17 protein-coding genes are annotated in these 19,433 nt (G+C 60.4%); 12 read left to right on the top strand and 5 right to left on the bottom strand.

Annotation, left to right across the window (positions count from 1 at the left end; genetic code table 11):
- Positions 1 to 93: 93 nt before the first annotated feature.
- Positions 94 to 1,047, bottom strand: a complete 954-nt coding sequence (locus F8N49_RS13575; protein WP_151551751.1) for a homoserine kinase — start codon at positions 1,045 to 1,047, stop codon at positions 94 to 96.
- 53 nt (positions 1,048 to 1,100) lie between these two features.
- Entirely contained in the window at positions 1,101 to 1,391 is a 291-nt protein-coding gene (locus F8N49_RS13570; RefSeq protein WP_039757137.1) for a DUF2782 domain-containing protein, read from the bottom strand.
- Positions 1,392 to 1,465: 74 nt separating this feature from the next.
- Between F8N49_RS13570 and polA the strand changes: the two genes are divergently transcribed.
- Positions 1,466 to 4,270: a DNA polymerase I gene (gene polA / locus F8N49_RS13565; RefSeq protein ID WP_151551750.1), complete on the top strand. Its 2,805-nt coding sequence runs from the start codon at positions 1,466 to 1,468 to the stop codon at positions 4,268 to 4,270.
- Between the two features lie 408 nt (positions 4,271 to 4,678).
- On the opposite strand, the gene yihA is transcribed toward polA, so the two are convergent.
- Positions 4,679 to 5,323 carry a ribosome biogenesis GTP-binding protein YihA/YsxC gene (yihA, locus tag F8N49_RS13560; protein ID WP_110599637.1) on the bottom strand — a complete coding sequence of 215 codons (645 nt, stop codon included), beginning with the start codon at positions 5,321 to 5,323 and terminating at the stop codon, positions 4,679 to 4,681.
- A gap of 191 nt (positions 5,324 to 5,514) precedes the next feature.
- Between yihA and F8N49_RS13555 the strand changes: the two genes are divergently transcribed.
- From F8N49_RS13555 to F8N49_RS13520, 7 genes are all read left to right on the top strand, one after another.
- Positions 5,515 to 5,820, top strand: a complete 306-nt coding sequence (locus F8N49_RS13555) for a cytochrome c5 family protein (protein WP_016772347.1) — start codon at positions 5,515 to 5,517, stop codon at positions 5,818 to 5,820.
- A 30-nt stretch (positions 5,821 to 5,850) separates the two neighbouring features.
- Positions 5,851 to 6,462 (top strand): cytochrome c, encoded by a 612-nt coding sequence (locus F8N49_RS13550; protein ID WP_016772348.1) that lies wholly within the window; start codon positions 5,851 to 5,853, stop codon positions 6,460 to 6,462.
- Positions 6,463 to 6,661: 199 nt separating this feature from the next.
- Positions 6,662 to 7,303 (top strand): thiol:disulfide interchange protein DsbA/DsbL, encoded by a 642-nt coding sequence (locus F8N49_RS13540; RefSeq protein ID WP_016772349.1) that lies wholly within the window; start codon positions 6,662 to 6,664, stop codon positions 7,301 to 7,303.
- A 14-nt stretch (positions 7,304 to 7,317) separates the two neighbouring features.
- Positions 7,318 to 8,196 (top strand): endonuclease/exonuclease/phosphatase family protein, encoded by an 879-nt coding sequence (locus tag F8N49_RS13535; protein WP_024014985.1) that lies wholly within the window; start codon positions 7,318 to 7,320, stop codon positions 8,194 to 8,196.
- A complete protein-coding gene (locus F8N49_RS13530; protein ID WP_122751331.1) occupies positions 8,193 to 10,208 on the top strand; it encodes a GGDEF domain-containing protein in 2,016 nt (671 codons plus the stop codon). The genes F8N49_RS13535 and F8N49_RS13530 overlap by 4 nt, the downstream gene beginning before the upstream one ends.
- 101 nt (positions 10,209 to 10,309) lie before the next feature.
- Positions 10,310 to 11,092: an N-acetylmuramoyl-L-alanine amidase gene (locus F8N49_RS13525; RefSeq protein ID WP_151551749.1), complete on the top strand. Its 783-nt coding sequence runs from the start codon at positions 10,310 to 10,312 to the stop codon at positions 11,090 to 11,092.
- Between the two features lie 75 nt (positions 11,093 to 11,167).
- Positions 11,168 to 12,781: an EAL domain-containing protein gene (locus F8N49_RS13520; protein ID WP_071173950.1), complete on the top strand. Its 1,614-nt coding sequence runs from the start codon at positions 11,168 to 11,170 to the stop codon at positions 12,779 to 12,781.
- Here F8N49_RS13520 and F8N49_RS13515 read toward each other — a convergent pair.
- Positions 12,778 to 14,568 (bottom strand): ATP-binding protein, encoded by a 1,791-nt coding sequence (locus F8N49_RS13515; RefSeq protein ID WP_071173949.1) that lies wholly within the window; start codon positions 14,566 to 14,568, stop codon positions 12,778 to 12,780. The genes F8N49_RS13520 and F8N49_RS13515 overlap by 4 nt on opposite strands.
- A 10-nt stretch (positions 14,569 to 14,578) precedes the next feature.
- Positions 14,579 to 15,925: a sigma-54-dependent response regulator transcription factor AlgB gene (gene algB, locus F8N49_RS13510; protein ID WP_024014980.1), complete on the bottom strand. Its 1,347-nt coding sequence runs from the start codon at positions 15,923 to 15,925 to the stop codon at positions 14,579 to 14,581.
- Positions 15,926 to 16,353: 428 nt separating this feature from the next.
- Between algB and F8N49_RS13505 the strand changes: the two genes are divergently transcribed.
- The 4 genes from F8N49_RS13505 (at position 16,354) to gltP (ending at position 19,391) form a co-directional block, all read left to right on the top strand.
- Positions 16,354 to 16,638: a hypothetical protein gene (locus F8N49_RS13505; protein ID WP_151551748.1), complete on the top strand. Its 285-nt coding sequence runs from the start codon at positions 16,354 to 16,356 to the stop codon at positions 16,636 to 16,638.
- Between the two features lie 74 nt (positions 16,639 to 16,712).
- Positions 16,713 to 16,877, top strand: coding sequence for a DUF1328 domain-containing protein (locus F8N49_RS13500; protein WP_003177151.1), 165 nt, complete (start codon positions 16,713 to 16,715; stop codon positions 16,875 to 16,877).
- A 2-nt stretch (positions 16,878 to 16,879) separates the two neighbouring features.
- Positions 16,880 to 17,344, top strand: coding sequence for an inhibitor of vertebrate lysozyme family protein (locus tag F8N49_RS13495; RefSeq protein ID WP_016772356.1), 465 nt, complete (start codon positions 16,880 to 16,882; stop codon positions 17,342 to 17,344).
- Between the two features lie 715 nt (positions 17,345 to 18,059).
- The gene (gltP, locus tag F8N49_RS13490; RefSeq protein WP_039757150.1) at positions 18,060 to 19,391 is read left to right on the top strand and encodes a glutamate/aspartate:proton symporter GltP; all 1,332 of its coding nucleotides are present in this window, start codon (positions 18,060 to 18,062) and stop codon (positions 19,389 to 19,391) included.
- The last annotated feature ends 42 nt before the right edge of the window (positions 19,392 to 19,433 follow it).

Raw genomic sequence — 19,433 nt, 5'->3', positions numbered from 1 at the left:
AAAGCGGTGGGTCAGTCAGCAAAATGCTGAACGGGCCGCCGCCTTCGCGAGCAGGCTCGCTCCCACAGGTTCGTGTTTGCTTGGCGAATCTACTCAGAGGGCGAAGGGCAACGGTGTATTGACCTTCTGCCGCTGCGCCAGGCGCTGCTCGAATTCCTGCGGATCGTGAATCAACACATCCTGCCCGGCGAACTGTTCGGCGGCGATCAAGCGTGACAGCCAGAACCGCACACAAGCCACACGCAACATCGTTGGCCAGAGCTCAGCCTCCGCCGCCGTGAACGGGCGCAGCGCCGCGTAGGCACCGAGGAATGCCCGGGCGCGCGGGCCATCGATCACGCCCTCCTCGTCCGAACACCAGTCATTCAAGGCAATTGCCACGTCATACAGCATCGGCCCCGAGCAGGCGTTGTAGAAGTCGATCAGGCCGGTCAGGTGGGTGCCTTCGAACATGGCGTTGTCGCGGAACAGGTCGGCGTGAATGTTCGCCCGAGGCAGTGCAAGGATCTTGTCTTTGCGCTCGGTGATCTCATCCATCGCCTTTTGCAGCAAGGCACGCGGCTCATCGCTCAGGTGCGAGAGAAATTCAGTGCCCTCCTCCAGCATCCAGTCCAGACCACGATCGGTCTTGCGCTTGATCATGCGCTCGCCCTGGGTCGCCAGGTGCAGATGCGCCTGCAACTCGCCGACCTGGGCACAATGCTGGGCGTTGGCGACTTTGATGTGCTTGCCGGACAGGCGCGGTTGCAGCAGCGCCGGTTTGCCTTTGAGCTCACGCAGGGCCAAGCCGTCGGTGGTGCGCAGGGCGTAAGGCACCGGCAGTTCGGCTTCGTGCAGCACGTCGAGCAGGTCGATGAAGAACGGCATCTCTTGCACCGGGCCGCGCTCGACCAGGGTCAGGACAAACTCGCCCTGCTCCAGGCTGATGAAGAAATTGGTGTTTTCGCTGCCGGCGGCGATCCCCTGGAAATCAAGCAGACGGCCGAGCCCGTAAGGGGCGAGAAAGGTTTCCAGCTCGGGCCGAGCCAGGGGAGTGAACACAGACATGTCTTAACTGCCAGTACGGGCGCCGCAACGGCGGCGCCGGGTGAATTAAAAACCTACTTCCATTCGAATATCTTCCATGACGGGATCAGCATATCCGGCTGATCCGAACGGATGAAATTGGCATCCGTCCCGTCGGCGCGCACCAGAAAGTACGGCGGCGCGCCCTTCGGCGTGACCTTGATCGCATAGAGGAAACCGTTCTGGCGGTACTCCTGAATAGTCTTGTCGCCCTCCGTGCGGATGGTGACCTCGGGGTCGCCGCCCGGCGCATCATCCGCCGCCATCGCGGCCAGTGGTGAGACAGCGATCAACCCGACCAGCAGCAAGCGATTTAACGTACGCATGATAACCTTGTCCCTTTGTCGTCAACGGTCCCGCTATTCTAGCCCCGGACCCGCCGAAAAGGTTGATCCTGCTCATGAGCCAAGCCCCCCTCGTCCTGGTGGACGGTTCGTCTTACCTGTACCGCGCCTTTCATGCACTGCCACCACTGACCACGTCCAAAGGCCTGCCGACCGGTGCGGTCAAAGGCGTGCTGAACATGCTCAAGAGTCTGCGCAAGCAGTACCCGGACAGCCCCTTCGCCGTAGTGTTCGACGCCAAGGGCGGGACATTTCGCGATGAGATGTACGCCGAATACAAGGCCAACCGGCCAAGCATGCCCGATGACATGCGCGTGCAGATCGAGCCGCTGCACCAGAGCGTGATCGCCCTCGGCTTCCCGCTGCTGTGCGTCGACGGCGTCGAGGCCGACGACGTGATCGGCACCTTGGCGCGCAGCAGCGCGGCGGCGGATCGCCCGGTGATCATCTCCACCGGTGACAAGGACATGGCGCAACTGGTCGATGGCCACATTACCTTGGTCAACACCATGTCCGGTAGCTCGATGGATGTGGAGGGCGTTAAGGAGAAATTTGGCGTCGCACCGGAGCAGATCATCGATTATCTGGCGCTGATGGGCGATTCGTCCGACAACATCCCGGGCGTGCCGGGCATCGGCCCGAAGACGGCGTCCGGCCTGCTGGTTGGCGTCAACGGCGGTCTGACCGAGCTGTACGCCAACCTCGACATCGTGCCGACCCTGCCGATCCGTGGCGCAAAAACCTTGCCGGCCAAGCTCGAAGAGCACCGGGAGATGGCTTTCCTGTCCTATCAACTGGCGACCATCAAGGTCGACGTGCCACTGGATATCGGCCTCGATGATCTGCAGATGGGCCAGGAGGATCCGGCCAAACTCTACGAGCTGTACACCCTGCTGGAATTCAAGAGCTGGCTCAATGATCTGGATCGCGATGCCAAGCGTCTGGAACTGAGCGCGGCGGCCGAACCTGCGCCGGCGGGCGATCTGTTCAGCGCCCCGCAAGCCGAGGCACCTGTTGCTCCTGTCGAGGCCGCCTACGAAACCATCCTCGATCAGGCCCGCTTCGACGTCTGGCTGGAAAAACTGCGCAACGCCAGGCTGATCGCCTTCGACACCGAGACCACCGGCATCGACGCGCAGCAGGCGCAACTGGTTGGCCTGTCGTTCGCCGTACAGGCCAACGAAGCCGCGTACATCCCGCTGACCCATTCCTACATCGGCGTGCCGGAGCAGTTGGATCGCGACACCGTGCTGCGCGCACTCAAGCCGATTCTGGAAGACCCGAACAAGCTCAAGGTCGGCCAGCACGCCAAGTTCGACATGAACATTCTGGCCAACTGCGCCATTGGCGGCGATCAGAGTGAAGGCATCAGCGTGCGCGGCATCGCCTTCGACACGATGCTCGAGTCCTACGTGCTCAACTCCACCGCGACCCGCCACGACATGGACAGCCTCGCGCAAAAGTATCTCGACCACACCACGGTGAGCTTCCAGGACATCGCCGGCAAAGGTGCCAAGCAACTGACCTTCGACCAGATCGCCCTGGAACAGGCCGGGCCGTACGCCGCTGAAGACGCCGACATCACCCTGCGCCTGCATCAGACCCTGTTCGACAAGCTCAGCGCGATTCCGAGTCTGGCCAGCGTGCTGACCGACATCGAAATCCCGCTGGTACCGGTGCTGGCGCGCATCGAACGCCAGGGCGCGTTCGTCGATGCCGAGTTGCTGGGCATTCAGAGCATCGAGCTGGGCAACAAAATGGTCGCGCTGGAGCGTGAAGCCTTCGAAATCGCCGGGGAAGAATTCAACCTCGGCTCGCCGAAGCAGCTGGGCGTGATTCTTTATGAAAAGCTCGGCCTGCCGGTGCTGAAGAAAACCGCCAAAGGCCAGCCCTCCACCGCTGAAGAAGTGCTGGCGAAACTCGCCGAAGACGATCACCGCTTGCCGAAGGTGCTGATGGAGCACCGTTCGATGAGCAAGCTGAAAAGCACCTACACCGATCGCCTGCCAGAGCAGATCAACCCGCGCACCGGACGTATTCACACCTCGTATCATCAGGCTGTGGCGTCCACCGGGCGTTTGTCCTCCAGTGATCCGAACCTGCAGAACATCCCGGTACGCACAGCCGAAGGCCGGCGCATTCGTCAGGCATTCGTCGCGCCGAAGGGCTACAAACTACTGGCGGCGGACTATTCGCAGATCGAACTGCGGATCATGGCGCACCTGTCCCGCGACGAAGGCCTGATGAACGCCTTCCGCAACAATCTCGACGTGCACACTGCAACCGCTGCCGAAGTATTCAAGGTCGAGCTTGATCAAGTGACCTCGGACCAGCGCCGCAGCGCCAAGGCGATCAACTTCGGTCTGATCTACGGCATGGGCGCGCAGAAGCTCGGCAAGGACATCGGCGTCGACACCAAGACCGCCAAGGCTTACATCGACACTTACTTCGCTCGTTATCCAGGCGTGCGCGAATACATGGAGCGTACCCGCGCGCAGGCGGCGGATCAGGGTTACGTTGAAACTTTCTTCGGCCGTCGCCTGTACTTGCCGGAGATCAACTCGAACAAGCCGCAGGAACGCGCCGCCGCTGAACGCACGGCGATCAACGCGCCGATGCAGGGCACGGCAGCGGACATCATCAAGAAAGCCATGGTGGCTGTGGATAACTGGCTGACCACGTCGGGTCTGGACGCGCGGGTCATCCTGCAAGTGCACGACGAACTGGTGCTGGAGGTTCGCGAGGATCTGGTCGAGCAGGTCAGCGCCGAGATTCGTACGCACATGAGCGAAGCGGCGAAACTGGATGTACCGCTGCTGGTGGAAGTTGGCGTGGGCAACAACTGGGATGAGGCGCACTAAGTTTTGGCAGAGTTGCCGCGACCTACCGTCGCGGCAACTGCCGGGAATCCGGCTTAGATCGAAAAACGCTTGAGGCTATTCCAAAGCTTTTTGAAAAAAATCTGAACTAATCTGTCGGCCGAACACTCAGAGGTACTGAATGGCTGGTGAAGCCCTTCGATGCTCCTATGTTGTGTTAAGTGTTGGCAGATATCTGAACCCCGCCCTAGCGGTTCGGAACTTGAACCCCGGAACTTCTCCCTCCCCAATGAAGTCCGGGGCTTTTTTTGCCCAAAAATCGGCTGAAGCGCGGCCATGCTGCGTTAAAAGCATCGCTAAAAAAGCTCATTTAGGTCCCCTAACTCCGCTTTTTAGCGCTACTTTTGCCTTGCCTGGCCACACTACAACCAATTTTTCCCCATTCTGAATTTACTCGGCAGCGGCCTCGGCGCCTTTGTCTGCCAGTTCCATCCAGTTGGCCAATACAGTGTAGGCCTCTTCCAGGCCCATGCGTTTTGGTGCGGAGAACAACTGGATGGTGATCGAGTCGCCCCAGCCTTTGCGGATTTCCGACTGTACTTTCAGCAGGGTGTTCTTGGCTGCGCCGTAGGTGAGCTTGTCGGCCTTGGTCAGCAGGATGTGCATCGGCATGCCGGCGGCGACGGCCCAGTCGAGCATCAGCAGGTCGAAGTCGGTCATCGGATGGCGGATGTCCATCATCAGGATCAGACCTTTCAAACTCTCCCGACCACCGAGGTAAGCCTCGAGGTGGCGCTGCCAGTGTTGCTTGAGCGGGATCGGTACTTTTGCATAACCGTACCCCGGCAGGTCGACCAGACGGCGATCATCGTCTAGCTTGAAGAAGTTCAACAGCTGTGTGCGACCCGGAGTTTTCGAGGTGCGCGCCAGGCTGGCGTGGGTCAGGGTGTTCAGCGCGCTGGATTTGCCAGCGTTGGAACGACCGGCAAACGCCACTTCGAAGCCTTCGTCGTCTGGGCATTGATCGACTTTGGCGGCACTGAGCATGAACGTGGACTGTTGGCACAGGCCGAGGATGGGATTCTTGAGTTGCATGGGATTTCCGATGTGGGCGGCGCCGGGATTGGGCGCGGAACGCGGTGTCGCTTCCGTTTCAGTGACGCCAGTATATAATGCCGCAGATTTTGTGTGTGCTTTGTCCCAGCGAAGGATGAAGTTCACGAGAGCGACAGACTTTGATTGCGCATTAGAACGCAGAAAGCTCTCAACCCTGAAAAGGTCGTTTTATGACGAAATGGCTGCTGGCTGCCGGAGTCTTGATGCCGCTTTACAGCGCACAGGCTACACAGGATCCGGAAGCTGTGTACAACCGTGTTTGTGGTGCCTGTCATTCCGGCCAACTACCCATGGCGCCCGCAAGAGGCGATCAGGAAGCTTGGACGCCGAGGTTGGCGAAAGGTATGGGGACGCTGGTGCAACACGTGACCCAGGGTTTCAAGGCGATGCCGCCGCGTGGTTTGTGCATGGACTGCAGTGCCGAGGATTACCAGGCCATCATCCTGTGGATGAGCGAGAGTAAGCCCGGTCCATAACTTAACCCTTAGCCGTAGTTGGATTAGCTGATGAACAAATTGATCGTGAGTCTGCTGTTGACCGTGGGAATTTCAGGTGTCGCCCATGCTGCCGGCGATGCCGCAGCAGGCCAGGCCAAAGCTGCCGTGTGCGGAGCCTGTCACGGCCCGGACGGCAACAGCATGGCGCCAAACTTTCCGAAACTGGCAGGTCAAGGTGAACGCTACCTCGACAAGCAATTGCACGACATCAAGTCGGGCAAGCGCGTGGTGCTGGAAATGACCGGGCTGCTGACCAACCTGAACGATCAGGATCTGGCCGACATCGCCGCGTACTTCGCCAGCCAGAAAGGCAGCGTCGGCGCCGCCGATCCGAAGATCGTCGCTCGCGGTGAAGCGCTGTTCCGTGGCGGCAACCTGGAAAAAGGTCTGCCAGCCTGCACCGGCTGCCACTCGCCGAACGGCTCCGGCAATGCCGCCGCAGGCTTCCCACACTTGGGTGGCCAGCACGCTCAATACATCGCCAAGCAACTGACCGATTTCCGCAAGGAAGACGGCGGTCGCGCCAACGACGGCGACGCAATGACCATGCGCACCATCGCACGCAAGCTGAGCGACGAAGACATCGCTGCGGTTTCCAGCTACATCCAGGGCCTGCACTGAGGCCCTTATTCGAGGGTTGCACGAGGCGCGTAACGCCTGCGACGTTAACGCTCGATTAATCCTTCGCAGCAAGTATAAAAAGGGTGGCTTTGGCCGCCCTTTTTTGTGGCCGCTGCCGTTACACTACAGCACTCATGCCCGCCAGGATCTGTGTCGCAACAGGTCGAGCGAGGCGACCCAAATTGTTCAGGAGTAAAGCATGCGTAATCTGATCATCAGCGCCGCCCTCGTCGCTGCCAGCCTGTTCGGCGTCACCGCCCAGGCCGCTGAAGCCCCTGCCGCCCCTTACGTCGAACTGGCCAACCCGGTGCCGGTGGCAAAGCCTGGCAAGATCGAAGTGGTCGAGCTGTTCTGGTACGGCTGCCCGCATTGCTACGCTTTTGAGCCAGTGATCAATCCATGGGTTGAAAAACTGCCGTCCGACGTCAACTTCGTGCGCATTCCCGCCATGTTCGGCGGCCCATGGGACGCTCACGGTCAGATGTTCCTGACTCTGGAAGCCATGGGTGTCGAGCATCAGGTACACAACGCCGTGTTCAACGCGATCCAGAAAGAGCACAAGAAGCTCACCGACAAGAACGACATGGCTGACTTCCTCGCCACTCAAGGCGTGGACAAGGACAAGTTCCTCGCCACTTTCGACTCGTTCGCTATCAAAGGCCAGATCGTCAAGGCCCGTGAGCTGGCGAAGAAGTACGAAATCACTGGCGTGCCAACCATGATCGTCAATGGTAAATACCGCTTCGACATCGGCTCTGCCGGTGGTGCCGAGCAAGCATTGAAGCTGGCTGACGATCTGGTCGCCAAAGAGCGAGCGGCTAACAAGGCTGCTGCCAACTAAGCGCGGCATTCGCCATGCGCCGCTGGAAGTCCGAACGCATCGTTGGCCTGCATGATCCGCAGGTCAACGAGCATCATCTGGCGTCTACGGGCCTGCCCGCAGACCAGCGTCTGCGCTTGCTCAGCTTCAACATTCAGGTCGGCATCAGCACCGAGCGCTATCGACATTACCTGACCCGCAGCTGGCAGCATCTGCTGCCGCACACCGGGCGCTCCGGCAATCTGCAGAAGATCGGTGACCTGCTCGGCGACTTCGACCTGGTCGCGCTGCAGGAAGCCGATGGCGGCAGCCTGCGTTCAGGCTACGTCAATCAGGTCGAACATCTGGCCCACCTCGGCGCCTTTCCCTACTGGTATCAACAACTCAATCGCAACCTCGGTCGACTGGCCCAGCACAGCAATGGCGTGCTCAGTCGCCTGAAGCCGTGGGCGATCGAGGACCACCCGCTGCCCGGCCCGAAAGGTCGCGGCGCGATCCTGCTGCGCTTCGGCGAAGGTCCGGAAGCGCTGGTGGTGGTGATGATGCACCTGGCCCTCGGCGCGCGGACGCGCAGCCTGCAACTGGCCTACATTCGTGATTTGATCAGCGGCTACAAGCATCAGGTGCTGATGGGCGACATGAATACCCATGCCAGCGACCTGCTCGAACACTCGCCGCTACGCGATCTCGGCCTGCTGGCCCCGCAGGTGGAAGCGACCTTCCCCAGCTGGCGCCCACAGCGTTGCCTCGATCATATCCTGCTCAGCCCGACCCTGACCCTGGAAAAGGTCGAGGTGCTGGCCCAGCCCATTTCCGATCACCTGCCGGTCGCGGTGGAAATTCGTCTGCCGGGTTCGCTCACGGCTGACGCATTGCCCGCGTTGAGCCCTGCCCCTCGCGGAACCTGTGAATGAGCGACGACGCCCAGCGCTGGAAAGAGAAGTACCTCAAGAGCATCGAACAGCAGGACAAGCTCGAACGCCGCTGGGCCGCGCGACTCGACCTGCTGCGGCGCGGTCTGGTGCGCAGCACGCTGGCGGCCGAGGGCACCGACAAGGTCGTCGATCAGTGCATGAAGGAAATGCGCGAAGTAGTGCGTACCGATGACATGGACGCCGGCCTCGCCGCATTACTGCCGCGTCTGGAAAAAGCCGTGCTCGACTCCGAGCAGCGCCGTGAAACGCGCATTGATCAGGTCAGCACCGCGCTGACCGCGCTGGTCACCCAGTTGCAGGCCCTGCCACTGCCGCGCGAAGTCGCGCAACCGCTGAAGAAATTTGCCAAACAACTGGACAGCCGCGTCGGTCAGGCACGGGAAATGCCGCTGCTGCTGAGCGAACTCAGTGGTTTGCAGGGCAAGGCCTTGAGTCAGTTGGAGACTCCTGCCGAGCCAGGCCGGCCGGGGTTGTTGCAGCGTTTGTTTGGTAGTCGCGACAGTGAAGAAGCAGTTGCACCGGCGGCAGACATACCAGCAACACCAGTGCCGCAGCCGGTCGAAGCTCAGCAGCCTGAACCGGAGCCTGCGCAATCGGCACCGGTGGCCAACGCTGAGCCAACGATCGCAGCGCCCGAGACCGTCATCGAAACGCCCGCTCAGACGCCGCCTGATGAGCCGGAAGTCGTTGCGTTCGCTGCGCCTGTGGTCGTCGTTGAAGCCGAGCCAGTGCAGGTTGAACCAGCCGCTGACACCGAGATAACCGTCGCTGCGCAAGTAACCGAAGCACTCAACCCCGACGAACTGATCCACCCCGACGATCCGTCGCCGCTGCTCCTCGACAGCCTGCCCTTGCCCGAGCCGATCGCTCAGGCCTTGGCCGCCATCGACCCGGAGCAGTCGGAGCACGACATCCTCTTCGCTCTGCCGGATTCCCCGGAGCCGTCCTACAGCTCCGTAGCCAGACATATCGAAGACACGCTGATCGGCCTGCTCGACGACCTGACCCTGCCCGAGCGTCATCGGCCGCAAGCGGAAGCCATGCGCGAACGGCTCAAACACGGGCTGAACTGGTACGAACTGCTGCCGATCCTCGACGATCTGGCGACCTTGATGCTGGCGATTACCGACAGCGGGCAGCATGAATTCGAAGCCTATCTGCAGCAACTCAATGAACGCCTTGAAGCGTTCCAGAGCAACCTGCAAGCGGCCAGCGAAGGGCATGCCGACAACAGCTCGGCGGCGCGGGCCATGGACACGCAGATTCGTGAGCAGGTCGACGGCTTGCAGAGCAGCGTCCAGCAAGCAGCCGACCTGGATGACCTCAAGCATGTGCTGGAGAATCATCTGGAAGGCCTGCTGGGAACGATGGACCAGCACCAGAAGCAGCGCGACGCCCGCGAACAGGAAGTCGCCGCCAGGTTGAAGAGCCTGTCGGAGCGCGTGGCGCATATGGAGCAGGAAGCCATGGGCTTCCGTGAACACCTTGAAGAGCAGCGGCAGAAAGCCCTGATCGATCCGTTGACCGGCCTGCCCAACCGCGCGGCGTGGAGTGAACGCCTGGAGCATGAAATCCAGCAATGGCAGCAGCACGGCAACACCCTCAGTCTGGCCATGCTCGACCTCGATCACTTCAAGCGCATCAACGACAGCTACGGCCACCTAGCGGGCGACAAAGTCCTGAAGATCATCGCGACAGTGCTGCGCAAACGCCTGCGCGGCTCGGATTTCATCGCCCGTTTCGGCGGTGAAGAGTTCGTGCTGTTGCTGCCCGCGACGCCACCAGCGGTGGGCGCGAAACTGCTGGAAACCCTGCGCGCGGCGATCGAAGCCTGCCCGTTTCATTTCAAGGGCGAGCGAGTGACTATCACCATTTCCATGGGACTCGCGTCATTTCGGGTGGGAGAACACAGCGATCTGGTGCTGAAAAGAGCCGATCAGGCGCTGTACCGGGCAAAAAACGCCGGGCGCAACCGAGTCGAGCTCGGCTAAGGCAATTGTTCCATTTTGTTTAAATCCGCCCGCTGGCGGACTCTGAGCAAATCCGTACGTTACACTGTTGCATTATCGTTTTCAGCGTATCGTCCTCTGCCATGAAATTCCTTGCCCTTGTTGCCTCGTTGTTCGTCCTCGCTGGTTGCGCCAGCGGTCCGCGCTATGACACCAGCCACCCTTCGGCCAATTACGACAGCCGCATCCAGTTTGTTGTGGTGCATTACACCTCGGCGTCGCTGGAGCGTTCGCTGCAATTGCTGACCCATGGCGACGTCAGCAGCCATTACCTGATCGGCGATGACAAGAGCGGCACGATTTACAAGCTCATGGACGAAACCCAGCGCGCCTGGCACGCCGGCGAAAGTCAGTGGCAGGGCCGTACCTGGCTGAACTCCAGTTCCATCGGCATCGAAATCGTCAATCCCGGCTACAAGGACACCTCGACAGGGCGCCTGTGGTATCCGTACAGCGAAGCGCAGATCGAATCGTTGATCACCCTGCTCAAGGACATCAGCAAACGCAACGGCATCAGCCCGCGGCACATCATCGGTCACAGCGACATCGCGCCGTTGCGCAAGCTTGATCCGGGGCCACTGTTCCCCTGGAAACGTCTCGCCGCCGAAGGCCTTGGCCTGTGGCCGAACGAGCAAGCGGTGGCGCGTCAGCAGGCGGTGTTCAACAGTAACCCGCTGCCGGAGATCGGCTGGTTCCAGGCGCAACTCGCGCGTCTGGGTTACGACACACCGCAGACCGGCGAGCTGGACGTCGCCACGCGCCACGTCCTCGCCGCGTTCCAGATGCATTACCGCCCTGCCCGCTTCGACGGCACGCCAGATGCGCAAACCGCAGCACTTCTGCTGGTCCTCAATCAGACAAAATAATGACGCCCGCCCGACGGTCAGGGCGAAATCGCAATCAGCAGCTATAACTCATGGTAATTCTTCGGAAAATCCCTGATGGCTGCGACCCGAGAGACGCTGCGTAGCTGGTTTTATCGCCCTGTTTTTTTGGCGATGATCGCGGCTGTCCTCAGCGCCAGCCTGCTGATTGCCGGCGGTATGTTCGCGGCGATGCGCCAGATGGAAATGCGCGAGAGCCAGGAAATGAACGCCCAAGGCGAGCGTTTCCTCGCGCGCCTCGAACAATTGTTCGGCCAGTTGCGCGAAAGTCTCGACGACCTTGAAGCCCAGCCCTTGCGCGGCTGCGACGAAGAAATGATCGCGACTTTGCAGCAAGTCACCTTCAACTACCGCTTCGTCTACGAAGCCGCATATATGGACGCTTCGCGGTTCTGCTCCAACCGTCCGCGCCAAGAAGGTCTGTCGTTGGTGCGCGCGCCGGACATTCAGGGCCCGACCTACAGCTATTGGCTGAACACCACCACCGAACCCGATGAAAACCGCGCGGCGCTGATGCTCGGTCGCGGCAATTTTCGTGTCGCTACCTCGCGTGGGCATTTGACCGACATGGTCGATCTGTCGCCCGGCAGCAGCTTGCTGGTGGTGCTCGATCACGGCACTCGAGCGATTCCGGTGCTCGGCACCGCACAGACCTGGCCACCGACCGAACCCTGGCCCCCGAAGAGCCGTGATGCGCTGCAAGTCACGCAAACGCGGCTGATCTATCGCATGCCCACCGACAACCCGGAATATCAATTGGTGCTGATCACGCCGCGCACGGGCATGCACGTCCCGGCGGTGTGGTGGTGGCTGTTGCCGGTGTGCCTGATCGCCGGCGCCGTTGTCGGCTTTCTGACCTTGCTACTGGTGCGTCAGCGCCAGTCGCTGGATGCCGAGCTGCACGGGGCGATCCGCCGGGGTGAGTTGCAGGTGCTGTATCAGCCGATCTTCGATCTCGACAGCCGCAACTGCGTCGGCGCCGAAGCGCTGCTGCGCTGGCGGCGCCCGGACGGCACGCTGACCAGTCCCGACCTGTTCATTCCCATGGCGGAGAACACCGGGCAGATCCGGCAGATGACCGACTTCGTCTTGCAGCGTCTGCTCGAACAGCTGGGTCAGTTACTGCGCGCCAATCCGCAGCTGTATATCTCGGTGAACCTCGCGGCCTGCGATGTCATGGTGCCGCGCATCGGCCAGGTCATGGCGCGGCTGCTCGCGTTGCACCGTGTCGCCGCGCGGCAGATAGCCTTCGAAGTCACTGAGCGGGGCCTGATTGATGTGGTGGTGGCGCGGGAAAACCTGCAAGCCTTGCGCGACGTCGGCCATCAGGTGCTGATCGATGATTTCGGCACCGGCTATTGCAGCCTCGCCTATCTGCAGACCTTGCCAGTGGACTGCCTGAAGATCGATAAGGCGTTCATCGATGCGCTCGGCCATGACGCAGCGAGCAGCGGCGTCGCTCCGCACATCATTCACATGGCGCAGGCGCTGGATCTGAAAGTGATTGCCGAAGGCATCGAGCTGGAATCCCAGGCAGCGCTGCTCAGCAGTGAGGGGGTCAAGTTCGGTCAGGGCTGGCTGTTCGCCCACGCACTGAGCGCCGTGCAATTCATCGAACTGATCACCCGCGGCAGGCGCCTTGCCGCGCGGCGTATGGACGACGAAGCCTAGACGGCCAGCGCCATGTAGAACTGGGTGCCCTGCCCCGGCCGCGAATAAACGCCCATGCGTCCGCCGTGCAACTGGACGATTTCCTTGCACAGCGCCAGGCCGAGCCCGGCGCCGCCCTTCTTGCGCCCGACCTGCACGAACGGCTCGAAAATCCGCCCCTGCTGGCCGTAGGCAATGCCTTCGCCATTGTCTTCGACACTGATGATGACCCGCTCGCCATGGCGGCGCGCCTGCAGCCGGATCTGCCCGTCGCGGGCGGTGTGCCGCAAGGCGTTGTCGATCAGATTGTCGAGGACGCGATCGAGTTGCGCCTGATCAGCCTGCAACCTCGGCAGCGGGCCTTGAATCTCGACGTTCAGCGCCACACCTTTGGCCGCAGCCACGTCGGCAAAGCGCAGTTGCGCCTGCTCCAGCAGGTCCTCAATGGAACATGGCGCCAGGGTGAGTTTCTGTAGACCGTTCTGGTAGCGCGAGAAATTCAGCAGGTCGTTGATCAACTGCATCAGGCGCTGCATTTCTTCGTTGACCGTATCCAGCAGGTCAGCTTCGCGCGATTCCGCCGGGAACTTGGCCCGCTCGCGAAACAGCCCGAAGGCCATGTGCATGCCCGTCACCGGCGTGCGCAGCTCGTGGGAAGCGCGCAAGACAAACTCACTGCGCACGCGCTCGAACGCGCGTTGCTCGGTGACGTCGTGCAGCACCATCACCGCGCCGAGAATATGCCCCTGGGTATGACTGACCGGCGTCAGGCTGTAGGTCAGCAGGCGCGATTCGCCATCGACTTCGATACTCAGATCTTCCGGCGCACGCTCCAGCGTGCCGCCGCGCAGGACCAATTGCAGTTGCGCATCCAGCTCCGGGCGCCCGAGTGCGGTGCCCAAGCCTTGGCCGAGGCGGTCGTCTTCCCAGCCCAACTGGCGCTGAGCCACAGGATTGAGGTGTTCGAGCTGGCCCTGGCGGTCGATCATCAACAAACCGTCGTCGATACTGTCGAGCACCGCTTGCAAACGCTGCTGACCGGCCAACAGTTCGTCGACATTCATCGCCTGGTGTTCGCGCAACGCCTCGGCCATCAGGCCGAAGCGTCGCGACAGCAGGTTGACTTCCATGGCCGTGGAAATCGGCAGGGTCACGTCATAGTTGCCCTGGCCGATGTTGTCGGCAGCCTTGGCCAGCGCTTCGATCGGTGCGCCGAAACGTCGGGCGATGCCCTGGGCAGTGACGAAACCGATGATCAGCACCGCCAGCCCGACCAGGCCAAGCAGCCCGGCAATCAGCAAGGCCCGTTCGCGGGCAGCGTGCTGGACGGCATTGATGGTTTCCAGTGCGTGTTTGTGCTCAGCGATCAAACCGTTACGGAGAATATTGAAGCGCTCGCGGAAATCCGCGCTGGTGCTCGCGTTCTTCGCCGCTTCGGCGGTCACGTCGAATGAGGCGAGGAAGTTCAGGTAGTCGGCCTTGGCTTGGCGGAAACCGTAAGGCTGGTCATCGCCCTCCGGCTGCTGGGCGATGCCTTGGTCGAGCAACTCGAAGTAGTGCTGTTTGGACGCTTCGAACGCAACGGGATCGGGTTTTTCGGCGAGCATGATGATCAATTGATCACCGAGGGTCTGGCGCAGCTTGAGGCCCAGATCCAGGGTGACGAAGTTGCTGCGCACCAGCGCTTCCTGTGACCCGGCCATCTGCATCACGCTGACCAGCCCGAGCAAGAGCCCGAGCAAGGCCACGGTGATCAACGCAGAAATGCTCAGGAACAGGCGCGTGCGCAGCTTGATCGCCAGTTTCATCGCGCAGTGCTCACAGGTTGTACTGCTTGCGTTTGCGATACAGGGTCGAGGCGTCGATGCCGAGGGTTTTCGCCGCTTGATCCAGAGTGCCGGCGGTGGCCAGCACCGCGCCGATGTGCGCTTTCTCCAGCTCGTCCAGGCTCAGTGCCGCGCCGACCCGTGGGGCGTTGTTGGCCGGTTGTTCGGCCATGCCCAGGTGGCTGATTTCCACGCGTTCCTGCGGGCAGATGATGCTGGCACGCTCGACGACGTTGCGCAGTTCGCGAATATTGCCCGGCCAGCGATAACCGAGCAGTGCTTCCCGGGCCTCATCGCTGAAGCCGCGCGCCGGGCGTGCGTACTCTTTGACGAAACGCGCAAGGAAGCGATCGGCGAGGGTCAGGATGTCTTCGGCGCGCTCGCGCAATGGCGGTAGATGCAGGGTGATGACGTTGAGGCGATAGAGCAGGTCTTCGCGGAAACGGCCGTCGCGGACCATGTCTTCGAGGTTGAGGTTGGTGGCGGCGAGGATGCGCACATCGGCGCGGCGAGTGACCGGGTCGCCGACCCGCTCGTATTCCTTGTCTTGAATGAAACGCAGCAACTTGGGTTGCAAAGTCAGCGGAAAGTCGCCGATCTCGTCGAGAAACAGCGTGCCGCCGTCGGCCTGGTTGACCCGACCCAAAGTACTTTCGCTGGCGCCGGTGAACGCGCCACGGCTATGGCCGAACAGCTCGCTTTCCATCAGCTCGGCAGTCAGCGACGGGCAGTTGATAGTGACGCAGGATTTCTTCTCGCGCTTGCTCCAGCCGTGGATCGCACGGGCCAGCTCACCTTTACCCGTGCCGGACTCGCCAAGGATAAGAATGTTGGCGTCGGTGCTTGCGACCTGCCGGGCCGTTTCCAGCACGACTTTCATCGCCGGGCTGTGGGAATCGAGACCGTCTTTCGGTTTGCGGATCTCGCCTTCCAGCGCTTCAAGGCGCGCGGAGAGCTGGCGCACTTCCAGCTGCTTGGCGGTGGCCAGGCGCAGTTGATCAGGGCTGCATGGCTTGACCAGATAATCGGCGGCGCCAGCCTGGATGGCATCAACCGCGGTGTCGACCGCCGAATGGGCGGTGACGATCACTACGCGCATCCACGGCGCCTGAATGCGCATCTGCGCGAGGACGTCGAGACCGTTGTCCTCGCCCAGGCGCAAATCAAGGAAGCACAGATCGAAGACCTGACGTTGCAGCAAAGCATCGGCCTGGGCTGCGCTATTGGCAGTGGCTACCGTATAGCCTTCGTCTTCGAGGCAATAACGAAACGTACGCAGGATGGCGGATTCATCGTCCACCAGCAGAATGCGGCCTTGTTGCTCAGTGGCAGATTCCATTTTTCCTACGCTCCATAGTGATTAGTCTTGGGTTAGTCCCGGAAAAATCGGGCAAGTTGCATGGTTGATTCTGAACGATACCAGCCATAGGAGGGTAGCTCTCTACTGCCATAACGGCCAATTCATTGATTTCGTTGAGTTTTAAAACATTCTGCGTTTTGCAGGGCAGATCCTGCGTCCTCTTCTGACATCTGCGTACCGGTAGCAATTCCATATCATCGAAATTTCCCACGAAATAATCGTGCATTGCGCACGACCGCAGAAGAGCCATCGTGCAGGATGCGTCTTAGGAAATTTCTCAAACACTCCTAACCCGTTGTTTTCATTGGTTTTTTTACAGATGAAAAAACTGGCATGCAGGCTGCAATACCTCACTCAGCCCGGGCAGAACAGCACTGCCCCAACCGAACAAGCGTGAGGAACACAGGATGACTCGCCCAATCGCCGCCCAAGTACGTATTTCGCCACTGCAGATCCAGCAAGGTCTGTTCGGTGTACTGGCGTTGCTGATCACCCTGATCGTCTGCCAGCAGTACATGAGCTGGGAAAACAGCCGTAAACCCGAGCCATTGATTTCGATGCAGCACAGCACTCAGACGCACTTCAGTGCCGTGAGCAGCAGCCAGGCTGAAAACGCTTCGATGCACATGATCGATGTCGACCAGGCGCAACCGCTGGATCAATTGCCACGGGAACAGCGCTGGGTTTTCTAAGTCAGTGAATACATTCGGGCGCGTAGCGCCGGAAACTGGAAACACCCCTAAATAGAGAAGTAAGGAGAATCACCATGTTGAGCTGGGCAATTACATTCTTGATCATTGCCATCATCGCCGCCGTTCTGGGCTTCGGTGGTATCGCGGGCACCGCCACGGGTATCGCCAAGATTCTCTTTGTCGTGTTCCTGGTGATGTTCATCGCTTCCTTCTTCTTTGGCCGTCGCGGCCGAGGTTAACGATGATCGGTCTCAAGACATTGGCCGCCGCCCTGCTTCTGGGCGGCAGTGCCATGGCCATGGCGGCCAATGACGGCCAGACCCGGGTCAACGAACTGCTCGCCTCCGACGCGCAGTACCGTGAAACCTGGGAAGGCGTGATCAAAAAGGAAGAGCGCGTACCGGAATGGGTGATCAACCTGTCCGGCACCTCCGAACAACAGATGCATGCCGTTACGGAAGATGGCGATCAGTATCTGGTCGGCCCGCTCTGCGAGAGTCAGGACAAGTGCCTGAATCACCGCTTGATCGTGGCCTTCAGCTTCGACAAGGATGACGCCTACGCCATGCTGGTCGATGTGCCGGAAGGTCTGCCGCAGGACAAGTCGCCGACGCGACACGCGACTTATCGCTTCTTCGGCAAACCTGATCAGGGCATGCAGGATCTGCTGATGGAAACCCTGAAGAAAGATCCGAAGTGGTACTGACGCAGGACGCGCAAAGGTTTCGAACACGAGAGCAGCGCCCCGCTGCTTTCCATTGCACCGCCCGATGAGGGTCGGTGCATGACCAGGGGGCCGGGATGTTCTGACTGATACAGGGTCGGAGTGACCTACGGGTACAGGGAGTACCTGCGCAAGGGCCGGGTCAGGGTAAAAGCTGCGCCGCAGGTTCGTCGACCCGGTGGTCTGACGAATCTGCGCTGGGCTTTGAATCCGCTAAAACATTGATCCAGCACGCCAAATTCCTTTTTTCAATCGTCGACACTGCGAGGAAAACATTTCGCGGTGTTTCCTGGCGACCGTATATCGACAAAGATCGCGCTCCTTCAGCGTGACTTCTAGTCTTGCGATTCAGACTTTTTCCGGAAATTTCAGCTGATTTTGCCTGTGCAAAATTTAACCAGGCCACGCTGTAATGGCCGGTTCACGGCACTTATGCCGGCACAAATGTCACAATCGAACCGCTTGGGACGCCAGTTTCAAATGAAAAAGCTCATGCCGATTAGGCATAGGGTAGGCGTTTACGGCATTAGACGGCGCCACCTTGCATCGGAATAGTTGCGCCTTTTTTCGCCTGCCGAAGAGCCGTAAACACGCGCTTCGGGGCACCTTATACGGAGGCAGATGCACAGACTTTTCCGCTGATGAGCGTTCCAGTTCCTGCATGTGCCTGAGTCAAACGCAAGTAAGGGTAAAGATAATGAAGAAGGCAAAAATCAGCCTCGCCTGGCAGATCCTCATCGGTCTGGTTCTGGGGATTGCACTGGGTGCGTTGCTCAACCACTTCAGCGCCGAGAAGGCCTGGTGGATCAGCAACGTCCTGCAACCGGCAGGCGATATCTTTATCCGTCTGATCAAGATGATCGTGATCCCGATCGTCATTTCCTCGCTGATCGTCGGCATCGCTGGCGTCGGCGACGCCAAGAAGCTCGGGCGTATCGGCCTGAAGACCATCATCTATTTCGAGATCGTCACCACCATCGCCATCGTCGTCGGCCTGGTGCTGGCCAACGTGTTCCATCCGGGCACCGGCATCGACATGAGCACTCTGGGCACGGTCGACATCTCGAAGTACCAGGCGACCGCCGCCGAAGTGCAGCATGAACATGCATTCATCGAAACCATCCTCAACCTGATCCCGTCGAACATCTTCGCGGCCATGGCTCGCGGCGAAATGCTGCCGATCATCTTCTTCTCCGTGCTGTTCGGTCTCGGCCTGTCGAGCCTGCAGTCGGACCTGCGCGAGCCGCTGGTAAAGATGTTCCAGGGCGTTTCGGAAAGCATGTTCAAAGTCACCCACATGATCATGAACTACGCTCCGATTGGCGTATTCGCACTGATCGCGGTGACCGTCGCCAATTTCGGCTTCGCTTCGCTGTTGCCGCTGGCAAAACTGGTGATCCTGGTTTACGTCGCCATCGCCTTCTTCGCCTTCGTCGTGCTGGGCCTGATCGCCAAGCTGTTCGGCTTCTCGGTGCTCAAGCTGATGCGCATCTTCAAGGATGAGCTGGTGCTGGCCTACTCCACCGCTTCTTCGGAAACCGTGCTGCCACGTGTCATCGAGAAGATGGAAGCCTACGGCGCGCCGAAAGCCATCTGCAGCTTCGTGGTACCGACCGGTTACTCGTTCAACCTCGACGGCTCGACCCTGTACCAGTCGATCGCGGCGATCTTCATTGCCCAGCTGTATGGCATCGACCTGTCGATCAGCCAGCAACTGCTGCTGGTGTTGACGCTGATGGTCACCTCCAAAGGTATCGCCGGCGTACCGGGCGTGTCCTTTGTAGTGCTGCTGGCGACTCTGGGCAGCGTCGGCATTCCACTTGAGGGCCTGGCGTTCATCGCTGGTGTCGATCGCATCATGGACATGGCGCGTACTGCACTGAACGTGATCGGTAATGCCTTGGCAGTGCTGGTTATCGCGCGCTGGGAAGGCATGTACGACGACGCCAAGGGTGAGCGTTACTGGAACTCCCTGCCGCACTGGCGCAGCAAGGAAAAACTGCCGGCTGGCGAAATTTCCAAGAACTGACACCCCCCTGTAGGAGCTGCCGCAGGCTGCGATCTTTTGATC

It is taken from the genome of Pseudomonas sp. GXM4 (assembly GCF_008923895.1).
In the GTDB taxonomy this organism is placed as follows: domain Bacteria; phylum Pseudomonadota; class Gammaproteobacteria; order Pseudomonadales; family Pseudomonadaceae; genus Aquipseudomonas; species Aquipseudomonas atacamensis.
This window is presented reverse-complemented; position numbering and strand designations above follow the sequence as displayed.

Bases quoted from the DNA above. Each gene is read 5' to 3' on its own strand.
- F8N49_RS13575 (WP_151551751.1), bottom strand. From the start codon at position 1,047: ATGTCTGTGTTCACTCCCCTGGCTCGGCCCGAGCTGGAAACCTTTCTC.
- F8N49_RS13570 (WP_039757137.1), bottom strand. From the start codon at position 1,391: ATGCGTACGTTAAATCGCTTGCTGCTGGTCGGGTTGATCGCTGTCTCA.
- polA (WP_151551750.1), top strand. From the start codon at position 1,466: ATGAGCCAAGCCCCCCTCGTCCTGGTGGACGGTTCGTCTTACCTGTAC.
- yihA (WP_110599637.1), bottom strand. From the start codon at position 5,323: ATGCAACTCAAGAATCCCATCCTCGGCCTGTGCCAACAGTCCACGTTC.
- F8N49_RS13555 (WP_016772347.1), top strand. From the start codon at position 5,515: ATGACGAAATGGCTGCTGGCTGCCGGAGTCTTGATGCCGCTTTACAGC.
- F8N49_RS13550 (WP_016772348.1), top strand. From the start codon at position 5,851: ATGAACAAATTGATCGTGAGTCTGCTGTTGACCGTGGGAATTTCAGGT.
- F8N49_RS13540 (WP_016772349.1), top strand. From the start codon at position 6,662: ATGCGTAATCTGATCATCAGCGCCGCCCTCGTCGCTGCCAGCCTGTTC.
- F8N49_RS13535 (WP_024014985.1), top strand. From the start codon at position 7,318: ATGCGCCGCTGGAAGTCCGAACGCATCGTTGGCCTGCATGATCCGCAG.
- F8N49_RS13530 (WP_122751331.1), top strand. From the start codon at position 8,193: ATGAGCGACGACGCCCAGCGCTGGAAAGAGAAGTACCTCAAGAGCATC.
- F8N49_RS13525 (WP_151551749.1), top strand. From the start codon at position 10,310: ATGAAATTCCTTGCCCTTGTTGCCTCGTTGTTCGTCCTCGCTGGTTGC.
- F8N49_RS13520 (WP_071173950.1), top strand. From the start codon at position 11,168: ATGGCTGCGACCCGAGAGACGCTGCGTAGCTGGTTTTATCGCCCTGTT.
- F8N49_RS13515 (WP_071173949.1), bottom strand. From the start codon at position 14,568: ATGAAACTGGCGATCAAGCTGCGCACGCGCCTGTTCCTGAGCATTTCT.
- algB (WP_024014980.1), bottom strand. From the start codon at position 15,925: ATGGAATCTGCCACTGAGCAACAAGGCCGCATTCTGCTGGTGGACGAT.
- F8N49_RS13505 (WP_151551748.1), top strand. From the start codon at position 16,354: ATGACTCGCCCAATCGCCGCCCAAGTACGTATTTCGCCACTGCAGATC.
- F8N49_RS13500 (WP_003177151.1), top strand. From the start codon at position 16,713: ATGTTGAGCTGGGCAATTACATTCTTGATCATTGCCATCATCGCCGCC.
- F8N49_RS13495 (WP_016772356.1), top strand. From the start codon at position 16,880: ATGATCGGTCTCAAGACATTGGCCGCCGCCCTGCTTCTGGGCGGCAGT.
- gltP (WP_039757150.1), top strand. From the start codon at position 18,060: ATGAAGAAGGCAAAAATCAGCCTCGCCTGGCAGATCCTCATCGGTCTG.